Raw genomic sequence first — 12,844 nt, 5'->3', positions numbered from 1 at the left:
GTGTGATTAAATCTATCCCTTTACACCATTAAAATCCATCCTTGAAGGATTATGCATCAGAAAAGACTATTTATGTATACGAATACTCATTAATCAGAACTATAGTGCATATCACATTCTACAACTTCACAGGATTACTTAAATGTTAGATTTTGATTATTACAACCCTACTCATATCGTCTTCGGTGAAAACCGTATTGCGGAGCTCGACAAATTGATTGCGGCTGACGCTAAAGTAATGGTGACTTTTGGTGGGCAAAGTGCAAAAAAATACGGCACTATTGATAAGGTGATTGCCGCTTTAGGTTCACGTGATGTCATTGAGTTCAGAGGTATCGAAGCTAATCCTCAGTTTGAAACGCTCATCAATGCCGCCAATATTGCCAAAGAAAATAAGATCGATTTCTTACTTGCTGTCGGTGGCGGTTCGGTTATGGACGGCACAAAATTTATTGCCCTAGCCGCTAAAGCGGAACCAGAAGATTACGCTTCCTTGTTATCCCATGGTTTTGCACCGGTTCCAGCCACAGCGGCCTTGCCACTTGGCTGTGTTGCAACACTACCCGCGACGGGTTCTGAAATGAACATGGGTGGCGTGATCACACTTGAACACCAAAAACGCCCATTTATGTCACCTCTAGTGTTTCCAAAGTTCTCCTTCTTAGACCCAGAACTGACAAAAACACTACCAAAAGAACAGATTGCTAATGGCGTAGCCGATGCGTTTATCCATGTATTAGAACAATACCTAACCTTCCCTGTTGATGCACGTATTCAAGATCGATTTAGCGAAGGGGTACTGCAAACCTTAATCGAAATTGGGCCTGTTACCTATAAAGACAATGACGACTTAAATGCGCGTAAAAACTTTATTTGGTCCGCCACAAATGCGCTAAATGGTGCCATTGGCGTGGGCGTCCCTCAGGATTGGTCAACGCACATGATCGGCCACGAATTAACCGCTTTATTTGATATTGCTCATGGTCGTACTTTAGCCATCGTCATCCCTTCTTTATTACGCGAACGTAAAGCGCAAAAATACGCTAAATTAGTGCAATTTGCTGAGCGCGTTTGGGGGATCTCTGAAGGCACAGAAGAGGAAAAAATCAATAAGGCCATCGATCAAACTGAAGCATTTTTCAACTCTCTTGACATCGTAACAAACCTAAGCCATTACGGTATTGACGATACTGGTATTGATAAAGTCATTGCCAACTTAGAAAATGTGGGTATGACCGCGCTATCTGAAAGCGGTGACCTAACTTTGGATATCGTCCGCAAAATTTTAATCGCGGCCAAATAGGCTTTTAGGAAAACGTCGCTCAAACTATCAAGGCCAGCGGTGTAGCTGGCCTTTTCTGATGACCTACCTTCGTTTTTTGTAAGGCACTAAAATGAACGTGTCAGTTCAACCTGTCTTCACGGACCGGTTTCACAACCTCCTTAGGTGTCATACCCCAAACAAGCTTAAATACGTTATACATCCCCAACAAAAAAGCGAAAGGAATCAGCATAGTTTTAAAAATAAACAGCGCCATTAGATTCAGAAAATTGTCCGTAGCTAAATTTAGGGAGTCAACAAAACCGACAATTTTATTTTTCGCTGCAAAAGCAAAAGTATTCAAACCATTCTTAAGGCTTTGATACGTACTCATTCCATCATCTTGATATTGCCTCTCCAAGGATTCGTAGTCCTGTTGCCTATCCTGTATTTCGTCTTGTGCATTCTCAATTTGATTTTTGAGGACATACAATTTACTTCGAAGAGCCGCTCGTTGTTCATGTAAATCGGTCAACTCAGGTGACCGATTAATGAATTTATTCAATAACGATGCATCCGCTGTACTTTCTAAAATAGAGTCATTCAGCTGCGACATTTCCAATTCAAGACGCTTCTTTTCCGCTTTTAAATTTTCTATCTCAATAGAGTGAGCCGTAATCTCCGCTTGCTTCTGTTGCATGTCTATTTTTAACTGCTGCTTCATTTCACTGGTTAAATCAAGTTGTTGATTGAGCTGTGACGTTGAGACAGGAAAAGCATCAAGGATGTGATTTTCTTGCTCGATATGTTCGTTAATAAAAGCACTGTCAACAAAGCTAGAGGCTACCGCCACTAACGCAATGGAAAACTTACAAGCCAAAGCGATAATAAACACCTTATAAGTGAGCACTCTACTCGCTTTAAAATAAAATTTTGTCACCATAAAGGCCAACGCAGCACCCGTCAAAAATAATTTAAAGTGTATGGTCTGCAATATCTCGACAATGAATTTTTGGATCAATAGAGAGGAAATGGAATACTTCATAATGGTAGAGAAATCTTCCACCAAATCATTTAGAGGGTCCAGTAACTCCCCTATTTGAATAGAACCAATCAAAGGCACTTGTAAAGTGATGGTAGATAAAACTGAAACCGTCGCATTAAACGCCTTGGCTGTCCCAAATGACAACAAAGAAGTCGCAATAGAACGGTTAATATACGCTTCGGCATACTGATCAATAAAGCCTATCCAGCATATCGATACTAAGAACATCACGATCAAAGTATCACGATTACTTTTGAAAAAGTTCATCTTATTCCTTTTCTATTTAAGCGTTCTTGAGTGTCAAGGTGCCGTTTAGGCTATTGAAAACGCATCTGACCACTAAGATAGTATAAACAGTAGACGTTCAATAAACAGAGCAGATGCGACTTATTTCTCTCTACGCAGACATTATTGATACCAGAGCGTACTAATTCAACCTCAAATAAATATCAGAAATAATCGTAAATCTTATTATTAACATAAAGTTAAAACTCATTACTCTAATGGCTATATTGTAAAAAAAACCTAAGCACATAAGATAAGTAGATTATAGGTATTCGCCGTTTCAATACGGCCTCATAAGTGATTTTAAAATCAATAAACGTTTACCTTTATATAAATTTCAACCAAGAAAAATCAACAATTCACGTTAACGAATCAAATTAGCAGAGTATCGCTAAATTGAAGCGATAAATTGAGTAAAAAGACTTAAGAGTTAATCAACTTACCGCTTATATCGTATTTAAATAGACATAGAAACACAGTAAAAGGTGGACGTAATGAATAAAACAATTTTAATCACAGGCTCAACCGATGGCATTGGATTAGCCACAGCTAATTCGCTCCTCAAGTTAGGACATCGTGTTTTAATTCATGGTAGAAGTGAAAATAAATTAACGAGTGTTAAACAGAAATTCTCTGAATCGTACCCTGCTGAACAATTTTTTACCTATCAGGCTGATCTATCCAACATAAAGGAAGTAAAAGAGTTAGCTTCGATCATCAAACGTGACCACAAGACATTAGATGCTGTTATTAATAATGCTGGTGTCTTCATTGTCCCTGAAACAGTAACCTCAGACGGCTTTGATGTGCGCTTTATGGTTAACACTATCGCCCCTTATTTATTAACTCAAGAATTGTTACCTCTACTGGACAAACAAAGTCGTGTGATTAATTTGTCTTCTGCAGCACAAGCTCCAGTTTTGCCAGAAGAGTTAACAACGCCGAGCACTCTTCCTGACAGCGTTGTGTATGCAAAAAGTAAACTCGCCTTAACAATGTGGTCTAGACAAATGGCGCAGAGACTGGGTGCTAATGGGCCAAGCATTATTGCGGTAAATCCTAAATCATTTTTGGGGAGCAAAATGGTTGAACAGGCCTATGGGGTTGCAGGCGGTAATTTACAAATAGGCGCAGACGTATTGGTTAACGCCGTTTTATCCAATGAATTCGCAAATGCATCCGGCTTATATTTTGATAATGATATTGGGCGCTTTTCATCACCACATGAAGACGCAATGGACGCTAAAAAAATGGCCGCAGTTACGCAAGTAATTGAAAGTTTAATTTACTAACGCACACGAAAATATAACCGCGTTTATTTTTATTAACATGGTTGCCTTAAAGGATGTTGGTTGATCTTAAGTGTCAGTAAGATTTTATTCGAAGCTCACACATTAACTTCTTTCAATACCCTTTTATGCATACAGTAACTAAAAATGCACCATTAGAAAGGGGCAATATCGTCCTGCTTGGTTGGAGGTACAGTCCAACGTTGCCCAACATCAATTGATTGAGGCAAGGTGTTTTGCAATGGTATTTGGCCACGCTCTCCATACAACCACAAGACAAAATTAGTACGTGTACCACTGGTTATTGGTCGAGCCGCGTGGGCAACACGCCCTCGATGAATCATGGCCGTCCCAGGTTTAAATGAAAGTCTATTTACCTCACCTGTAGCGTTATCGTAAAAATCGACTTCAGACCCCACAAACGCTTCCCCTGGTAAGTTCAGGTTTATATTTAGTGTCGCGGCCGATGCGTCAGTATGAGTACGTAATGATGCATCCATTCCTGCCTGCCATTGAATGGAAAAACCAAACGTTTGAGTATCATAGCCCACCACATCTGGGAACAGCATGCGAGCAATCGGTCGCATATATGTATCAACTAGATCGCGATAAAAGTCCTGAAAACTGGGTGCCGCCAGAAAACCTTCGGAGCGTTTATCAAGCATTGCCCCCCGACGATTTAAGACAATGCCGTAAGGAGGACGTAGTGGAATTTGTGCATCAGAAACAGCGTCAAGGTAAGTACGCAAATCGACAAGGCGCTCAGGATCGAAAAATTGAAATTGAAAAACATCTGGAGATACTTCTTGTAACAACGCTTTTACCGCCTGTTCTTCCGCCGGTTTTTTCCAGGCTTGTTCAACGGCATTACGTAGTTTCGAATCGATTAGTGTCTTATCAGGCATTGTGAGACAACTTGTTTCGCTTTTATCCCATTCATGCCAGGCATTAATAAGTAATTGCCGATTACTATCCCAAAAATTTTGTACAGACGGTGCACGGTTCAGCATCGCTTCTCTTGAAGGTAACGCTAATGCACGAGCACGTTCTAATTGGCTAGAGGATGTGTCTTTAATAAAAGTATCAGTGCTTCTCATCTCATTTTCTCTCGATTTTTACTGGGTAGTTACCCGAAAATTATAGAGAAACGAATTTATTACATATTAAAATTTAAATAAATAATTCTGAAAGCAATACAGAATTAACATTTCATTAACAATTAGCACTAAAAACTAAAAATATCGTTCTTGTATTAACGCTCCCAATAAGGGGGTTCTCCGTAACATCCGATGAAATAGTCGATAAATGCCCTCACTTTCGGGGCCAACAATCTTGAACTGGGATACACTGCCCAAATAGCTGTATCTGAAACTAACGGGTAATCTTTTAACACTTGAACAAGCTCACCTTTTTGTAACGCTTTATAGGCACACCAAATTGAACAAAGCGTTAAACCTCCTCCATCAATACACGTATCTCTTATGGACTCACCGTTATCGATTCTAATCGACCCTTTAGTTTTAATTTTTTGTATTCCGTCAGGTGTTTGAAAGGTCCAGTTATCAATACCGATAAGGTTGATACATTGATGCTTTAGTATGTCCTGAGGAGTTTTCGGCTCTTCAAATTTCTTAATGTATTCTGGCGATGCACAAATGATTCGTTTATCTCGTGCAAGCTTTCTTGCCACTAAAGTTGAGTCATTTAAAGACGCGTTTCTAATAGCAATATCAAAACCGCCTTCAACCATATCAACAATGCTGTCACTTTGACGTAAATCAATTTTCAAATGAGGGTGCTTTTCAGTAAATTCTTTTAGAAATGGAACAATATGCATGCGACCAAAAGACGCTGGTGCAGAAACTCTAATGGTTCCTTGAGGAGTAAAGCTTCCTACTCCTACAGCCACCCTAGCATTGTCAACAGCATTTAATATTTCCTCAGCGTGAGGTAAAAATGCTTTCCCCTCCACGGTTAAGGACACTTTTCGAGTGGTTCGATGTATTAATTTTACACCAAGTGAGTTTTCTAGTTTGCTGATATGCATACTGGCTACAGGAGGTGACAACCCTAATTCACTGCCTGCTAAGCTGATGTTATGCGTTGACGCTATTCGAACGAAGAGCTTGATGTATTCAATGTTCATTTGGTTAAGCCATTATTAATAAAAAGTAAAAACTGATTAGCCAGATGACTATATTATCAATAATAATATTTGTACATATACTTCTCTCAACAATTAGAGAAAGGATAGTCAAATGAAAGCGATGATCATTAATGAGTTCGGTTCCAGTAGTGTTTTTAAAGCCGCCGAAATAAACAGGCCTGAAGTGAAAGCAGGACACATATTAGTTAGCGTGGCCGCAACGAGTGTTAATACAGTGGATATGATGATAAGACAAATGGGTGAAGAGTTAGGCCCTTTGTCACCAGCATTACCAGGCGTATTAGGAATGGACTTTGCTGGTACTATTGAAGCTGTTGGAGAAAATGTAACCGGCTTTGCCGTAGGTGACGAAGTGTACGGTTGCGCTGGTGGTTTAGCCGACTTACAAGGTGCGTTAGCAGAATATATACTTGCAGATGCAAAGTTAGTTGCTCATAAACCCAAAAGCCTTTCGATGCGCGAAGCCGCCGCCATACCCTTAGTAGGTATCACAGCCTATGAAGGCTTAGTTCGGGCTGGTATTAGCCAAGATCAAAATGTATTGGTTCATGGCGGTGCGGGTGGCGTTGGCCACATAGCATTACAACTTGCCAACTATTTCGGCGCCAATGTTTATGCGACTGGCGGCGGTGAAAAACAAGCAAAATTAATTGAAAGCCTTGGTGCAACAGCCATCAATTATAAAACTGAGACAGTGTCTGACTATGTGAGCAAACATACTCAAGGTGCTGGATTTGACGTTGTTTATGATTCAATTGGCGGTGCAAATCTAATTAAGTCATTTGATGCAGCCGCACTTAATGGTCAAGTAGCAACAACCGTATCTATGGCCGAAATAGACTTAACTACCGCTCACTTCAAAGGCTTGTCTTTACACGTTGTTTTTATGCTCATACCTATGTTGCACAACCATAAGCGTGAACAACATGGTGAAATATTAGCAAAACTTGCTGACATCGTGGACGCAGGCAAACTCGTTCCTGTTGTAGATGAAGAGCATTTTAATTTAGAAGAAATTGGCAAAGCACATGATCGTCTAGCAAGTGGCCAAGGAATGGGGAAAGTTGTAGTGACGCTATAAACCCTTTTGCTCACTTACTCTCTAGAGAGAGCCTCAATAGGCTCTCTAATTAATTCGCTATTTGAGTACAGTAAACACGTTTACTGAGGGAGAGGGATAACCTCTAGATTTAAAAAATTTCCTTTTAGTAATAGGACAAAAATAGTCTAAACGAGTCACTGATCTAACTAATATTGAGAAAACTACAATTCCAATTTAGGGTGAATAAAGTCGATAAAAGCCGTAATTCTTTTGGCAAGAGACGACGTTTTATAATATACCGCGTTAATTTGCTCTCTGTCTGAGTTACCCATTCTTTCATTTTCTAGTAGAGGGATTAACCGCCCTTCCGCAATGTCGTTCTTCACCATAAACCCTGATAGACAAGCTATTCCATTCCCCATTAACGCAAGTTGTCTGATCGTTTCACCGTTACTTGAAAGTAAAGTTGGTGTCAGCCGTACAAACCCTTTAAGAGGCCAGTCATTGAGCGTTTTCGGTGTTGAAAAACCGATCGTCTCATGATGAACTAAATCACTGCTTTTACTAGGGAAGCCACGTTTCGCTAAATAGTCAGGTGACGCAACAATGTAAAGTAAACTTCTTCCTAGAGGTCTAGCATGTAGCGTTGAGTCACTTAATGCACCGATGCGAATGGCGATATCGGTTTTTTTTTCAAGTAGATCGACAAAACCCTCATTTGAGGTTAATTCCAACTCGATATCAGGAAAAGTTTGATTAAATAACTGCACCAAAGGAACTAATTGATGAAATACAAACGGGCTAGCCGCGTCGACTCGTAGCCGTCCTTTAGGTAACTCCCCACGAGAGATAATGTCCTCTTCTGCTTGTTGCAAATGCATCAAGCCTACTCTCACAGAATCGATAAACTGACGTCCCTCATCCGTTAACTCGATACGCCTTGTGGTTCTATTTAATATCGTCACCCCCAACTGACTTTCCACCTTACTTACCGCTCTGGATACTCGAGCCACCTGTATGTCAAGGAATTCGGCTGCGGCTGTAAATCCGCCTGTATCCACTACCGAAAGTAGAATCTCTAAATCATCCGATTTTGTTCTCATAACGAATCTCTTACATACTAGTACACAACCATATTGTTTCATTTTTAACAAATATCATTTGTGAAATCTACTGTTTTTAACAATTATTATTTAACGCAGAATATCTCTCAAGTTGCGACGCAATACTTCAATGAAGGTATGTGTGGCTGTGTTTTTCTAACCTAAAAAAAGAGAATATAGGATATGCCGTTAGCACTTCTCGCATTGACGCTCAGCGCCTTTGCTATTGGAACAACAGAGTTTGTCATTGTGGGATTACTCCCAACCATGGCTTCAGATTTAGCTGTCTCATTGCCCTCAGCAGGCCTGCTGGTAAGCCTGTATGCACTTGGGGTCGCCATTGGCGCGCCGGTACTTACAGCGTTAACGGGTCGTTGGAACCGAAAATCCGTCCTTTTAACATTAATGGGACTCTTCGTCTTTGGTAATCTCATCGCTTGGAAGGCCCCAAGCTATGAAACCCTAGTATTCGCTAGAATACTAACAGGATTAGCCCATGGGGTTTTCTTTTCGATAGGCTCAACCATTGCTACAAGCCTAGTTTCAAAGGACAAAGAAGCGAGTGCTATTGCTATTATGTTCACTGGTTTAACGGTTGCTCTTGTCACTGGCGTTCCGTTAGGAACCTGGATTGGACAAGAATTAGGCTGGAGAGCAACATTTTTAATTGTATCTATTCTTGGTTTAATCGCTTTAATTGGAAGTGCCATTTTGGTGCCTTCAAATTTAAAAAAAGCGTCCCCCACAAAAGTATCTGAACAATTAAAAGTCCTGACTCAGCCACGACTACTTCTGGTATACGCAATGACAGCGGTTGGTTATGGGGGCACCTTTGTAGCCTTTACTTACCTAGCGCCAATACTGGAAAACGTATCTGGATTTGCCCCAAGCTCTATTGGGCTGATTATGCTGGTCTATGGGGTATCTGTTGCTGTTGGTAATATCTGGGGCGGCAAGCTTGCAGACAAAATTGGACCGGTAAAAGCGTTACAAATCATTTTCACTGTACTGGCGTTAGTACTACTTGTTTTTACCTTTACGGCAGGTAATCAAATCGGGGCGGTCCTTACTGTACTTGTTTGGGGAGCGTTCGCTTTTGGAAATGTTCCTGGTTTACAGGTTTACGTTGTTCAGTTAGCCGAAAAGTACACCCCTAATGCCGTAGATGTCGCTTCAGGACTCAACATTGCCGCTTTCAATGTTGGTATTGCTTTTGGTTCAATTGTTGGCGGGGCCATTGTTGAAGATATGGAATTAATGGATACGTCTTGGGTAGGTGCATTAATCGTTGGATTCGCTCTCATTCTGACAAGAATCTCTGGCTTCCTTGATTCTCGTGATCAAAAACAAAAAGCTTAACCTAACGTTGGGAAGACATTCCCAACGACAAACATCATGAGTTTTCAATAGAGTAAAACCGCTTATCTTTTCGATTAATGTTGAGTGGCCACTCGATTGCAGTGATAGGGCTACAGCAAGCTATCCATTGAGTCTCTACCCTCAAGCGAACAAAAAAGTTCTCATTATCCGTTCCAGAAATTCTATAGAGAGAAGAAACTAAAGCGCTCTCTATAGCGGATAACTGACTGACCAGTTAACTGGCAAACCGTTCGTATGCCTGACGACCGAGATGTACATAAAGCATTTGCAAAAAACCCATAACAAATTTATTATATAATAAATTTATTATGGATTAATTCATGAAAGTTCTCTTCTTATGTTCTGAAAACTCGGCAAGATCCATTATGGCCGAAGCACTATTAAAGCATCATGGAAAAGGCGAATTCGACGTCTTTAGTGCTGGCACCGAGCCACATAGCGTTGATACCCGCGCGCTTTCGGCTATTGAGCACTTTGGTTTGTCTACTGATAATTTACACTCAAAACACCTTGATGAAGTCGCCAGAATTCATTTCGATTTTGTCATCACATTATGTGATAAAGCGGCTACAGAGTGCGACAACAAAATACATGCAAATAATGGCATGGCTTGGGACATTCCTGAGCCTCGCTCCCGTAAAGAGAGCAATCCGTTTGAAAAAACGCTACAAGAGATAAATGAGCGGATAAAAATGTTTTTGCTGATACAAGAAAAGCAAAAACCAGAACCAATCACACCGACCACTTTCTACAAAGCACTGGCAGACGATATACGCTTAAAAACGCTACTCATTATTGCCGTAGAAAAAGAAGCCTGTGTCTGTGAGCTAATGGCAGCATTAAATGAAGAGAGTCAGCCTAAAGTTTCTCGTCATTTAGCACAGCTTAGAAAAAACGGCATTTTATCTGATAGAAAACATCAGCAATGGGTATTTTACTCAATTAACCCAACACTGTCTGAGTGGATGAAGAAGGTTATTACTTCAACGGTCGTAAATGATCCCGCTTTCATCGAACAAGAACTGGCTAGGTTAAATGCGATGGGAGATCGCCCGACTCGTGTGGCAAGTTGCTGTAATTAAGGAGATTACCAATGGGAATTTTTGAACGTTATTTATCATTATGGGTTGCAATATCAATCGCTGCGGGTATGGCAATAGGCGTTGTTTATCCCCCGCTCTTTGCCATTATAGCAAAGCTTGAAGTCGCTCATGTCAACGTCATCGTTGCCGTTTTCATCTGGGTAATGATTTACCCTATGATGGTTCAAGTGGATTTTTCAACGATAAAAGAAGTCGGTAAAAACCCAAAAGGCCTGGTGTTAACCTTAATGATCAACTGGCTTATCAAACCGTTTTCTATGGCCGCTTTAGGTTGGTTGTTCTTTGAAGGGTTGTTTGCCGATTTCGTTTCACCTGAAACGGCCCAAGAATATATCGCAGGTATGATTTTATTAGGGGTCGCACCTTGTACGGCGATGGTATTTGTCTGGTCACAGTTAACCAAAGGAGATGCAAACTACACCTTAGTCCAAGTATCGGTTAACGACATCATCATGATCTTTGCCTTTGCGCCGATCACAGGTTTATTGCTTGGGGTCAATGATATTAGTGTTCCCTGGGGAACCTTGTTTATCTCTGTCATCTTGTACGTATTGCTACCACTAATAGCAGGCGTCTTAACAAGAAGATACTTAAATCATTCAGGTCGTAATGAAGCTGTTATTACTGATTTATTAGTGAAAATAAAACCATTTTCAATCATTGGTTTGTTGGCAACAGTAATGCTGTTGTTTGGTTTTCAGGCCAATACCATTATTGAGCAACCTTTCAACATAGTCTTAATAGCCATTCCATTGATTCTTCAAACCTATGGCATTTTTATTATTACCTATTTTATTGCCATAAAGATCAAGCTTAAACACAACATAGCGGCACCAGCGTGTTTAATTGGCACATCCAATTTCTTTGAGTTGGCGGTAGCCGTTGCCATTTCCCTGTTTGGTTTGCACTCAGGCGCGGCCTTGGCGACGGTCGTTGGAGTACTCGTTGAAGTACCCGTTATGCTGTCTCTTGTCGCTATAGTAAACAGAACAAAACATTGGTTTAACGAATAATTATTAGAGGTTTTTATGCAAACTCACCCCTATGACAAATTAACACTGGATAACGGCGCTAGCTTCGTCCAAAGACACTTTTTCACCCAGTACAACGTTCATCTTTCAGTAAATTTCACACAATAGGAGCTAAATAATGTCTATAAAAATTGGCATCAACGGTTTTGGTCGTATGGGTCGCTTAACATTACGCGCCGCTTTTGGCTGGCAAGGTATTGAGTTTGTACAAATTAATGACCCTGCAGGCAACGCTGAGACGCTTGCGCATTTATTAAAGTACGATTCAGTGCATGGCATTTGGCCACATGATGTTTCCCATCATGATTCGGATATCATCATTAATAATCACGCTATTTGTGTTACTCAGAATAAAGCAATTAGTGAAACTGATTGGTCTAACTGTGATGTGGTTATCGAAGCATCAGGTAAGATGAAAAAGGTTGAGTTATTGCAAGCTTACTTAGATCAAGGCGTTAAAAAAGTGGTGGTCACAGCACCAGTAAAAGAAGAAGGTGTGCTCAATGTCGTCATGGGCGTTAATGACCACCTTTATGACGTTGACCAGCATTCAATCGTAACAGCCGCTTCTTGTACAACAAACTGCTTAGCTCCAGTAGTTAAAGTGTTACAGGATAAAATTGGCATTAAGCATGGTTCAATGACGACTATCCATGATATTACCAATACCCAAACCATTTTGGATGCGCCACACAAAGATCTACGTCGGGCGCGTGCTTGTGGTATGAGTTTAATCCCAACCACAACAGGCTCAGCAACGGCTATTACGCACATTTTCCCTGAGTTAAAAGGCAAGCTGAACGGTCATGCGGTGCGTGTACCATTGGCGAATGCATCTCTTACTGATTGTGTATTTGAAGTTGAGCGTCCAACGACTGAAGCTGAAATTAACACTTGGATGAAAGAAGCGGCTGAAGGCTCATTAAAAGGCATTATTGGTTACGAAGAAAAGCCACTGGTATCCATTGATTATAAAACAGACTCACGCTCAAGCGTAATCGATGCGCTGTCAACAATGGTTATCAACGGAACTCAAGTGAAACTGTATACCTGGTATGACAACGAGTGGGGATACGCCAACAGAACGGCAGAACTCGCTCGTAAAGTTGGTTTATCAATTAAAGGTTAACGTAAATAC

General features: G+C 40.7%; 11 protein-coding genes. 7 read left to right on the top strand and 4 right to left on the bottom strand.

Going from position 1 to position 12,844, the window contains the following annotated elements:
• The first annotated feature begins 142 nt into the window (after window positions 1-142).
• Entirely contained in the window at window positions 143-1,303 is a 1,161-nt protein-coding gene (locus IEZ33_RS08430; RefSeq protein WP_191603212.1) for an iron-containing alcohol dehydrogenase, read from the top strand.
• Between the two features lie 100 nt (window positions 1,304-1,403).
• On the opposite strand, the gene IEZ33_RS08425 is transcribed toward IEZ33_RS08430, so the two are convergent.
• Window positions 1,404-2,573 (bottom strand): coiled-coil domain-containing protein, encoded by a 1,170-nt coding sequence (locus IEZ33_RS08425; protein WP_191603211.1) that lies wholly within the window; start codon window positions 2,571-2,573, stop codon window positions 1,404-1,406.
• Between the two features lie 512 nt (window positions 2,574-3,085).
• On the opposite strand from IEZ33_RS08425, the gene IEZ33_RS08420 reads away from it, so the two are divergent.
• On the top strand, window positions 3,086-3,883 hold the full coding sequence (locus IEZ33_RS08420) for an SDR family NAD(P)-dependent oxidoreductase (RefSeq protein ID WP_191603210.1): 798 nt from the start codon (window positions 3,086-3,088) through the stop codon (window positions 3,881-3,883).
• Window positions 3,884-4,035: 152 nt separating this feature from the next.
• On the opposite strand, the gene IEZ33_RS08415 is transcribed toward IEZ33_RS08420, so the two are convergent.
• Window positions 4,036-4,977: a 2OG-Fe(II) oxygenase family protein gene (locus IEZ33_RS08415; RefSeq protein ID WP_191603209.1), complete on the bottom strand. Its 942-nt coding sequence runs from the start codon at window positions 4,975-4,977 to the stop codon at window positions 4,036-4,038.
• A 155-nt stretch (window positions 4,978-5,132) separates the two neighbouring features.
• Window positions 5,133-6,026, bottom strand: a complete 894-nt coding sequence (locus tag IEZ33_RS08410; RefSeq protein WP_191603208.1) for a LysR family transcriptional regulator — start codon at window positions 6,024-6,026, stop codon at window positions 5,133-5,135.
• A 112-nt stretch (window positions 6,027-6,138) separates the two neighbouring features.
• Here IEZ33_RS08410 and IEZ33_RS08405 point away from each other — a divergent pair, with 112 nt between their 5' ends.
• A complete protein-coding gene (locus IEZ33_RS08405; protein ID WP_191603207.1) occupies window positions 6,139-7,128 on the top strand; it encodes a zinc-dependent alcohol dehydrogenase family protein in 990 nt (329 codons plus the stop codon).
• A gap of 182 nt (window positions 7,129-7,310) precedes the next feature.
• On the opposite strand, the gene IEZ33_RS08400 is transcribed toward IEZ33_RS08405, so the two are convergent.
• Window positions 7,311-8,192 carry a LysR family transcriptional regulator gene (locus IEZ33_RS08400; protein ID WP_191603206.1) on the bottom strand — a complete coding sequence of 294 codons (882 nt, stop codon included), beginning with the start codon at window positions 8,190-8,192 and terminating at the stop codon, window positions 7,311-7,313.
• Window positions 8,193-8,375: 183 nt separating this feature from the next.
• On the opposite strand from IEZ33_RS08400, the gene IEZ33_RS08395 reads away from it, so the two are divergent.
• The 4 genes from IEZ33_RS08395 to IEZ33_RS08380 all read left to right on the top strand — a co-directional run bounded on the left by IEZ33_RS08395 (window position 8,376) and on the right by IEZ33_RS08380 (window position 12,835).
• Complete coding sequence (locus IEZ33_RS08395; protein ID WP_191603205.1) at window positions 8,376-9,551, top strand: MFS transporter; 1,176 nt, start codon at window positions 8,376-8,378, stop codon at window positions 9,549-9,551.
• 341 nt (window positions 9,552-9,892) lie between these two features.
• Window positions 9,893-10,654 carry a metalloregulator ArsR/SmtB family transcription factor gene (locus IEZ33_RS08390; protein WP_191603204.1) on the top strand — a complete coding sequence of 254 codons (762 nt, stop codon included), beginning with the start codon at window positions 9,893-9,895 and terminating at the stop codon, window positions 10,652-10,654.
• Between the two features lie 11 nt (window positions 10,655-10,665).
• A complete protein-coding gene (arsB, locus tag IEZ33_RS08385; RefSeq protein ID WP_191603203.1) occupies window positions 10,666-11,688 on the top strand; it encodes an ACR3 family arsenite efflux transporter in 1,023 nt (340 codons plus the stop codon).
• Between the two features lie 136 nt (window positions 11,689-11,824).
• The gene (locus IEZ33_RS08380; RefSeq protein WP_191603202.1) at window positions 11,825-12,835 is read left to right on the top strand and encodes an ArsJ-associated glyceraldehyde-3-phosphate dehydrogenase; all 1,011 of its coding nucleotides are present in this window, start codon (window positions 11,825-11,827) and stop codon (window positions 12,833-12,835) included.
• Window positions 12,836-12,844 lie beyond the last annotated feature (9 nt).

The sequence above is a fragment of the Marinomonas algicola genome (assembly GCF_014805825.1).
Lineage (GTDB): Bacteria > Pseudomonadota > Gammaproteobacteria > Pseudomonadales > Marinomonadaceae > Marinomonas > Marinomonas algicola.
The sequence above is the reverse complement of the archived record's forward strand: the minus strand, read 5'-3'. Positions and strand labels throughout refer to the sequence as shown.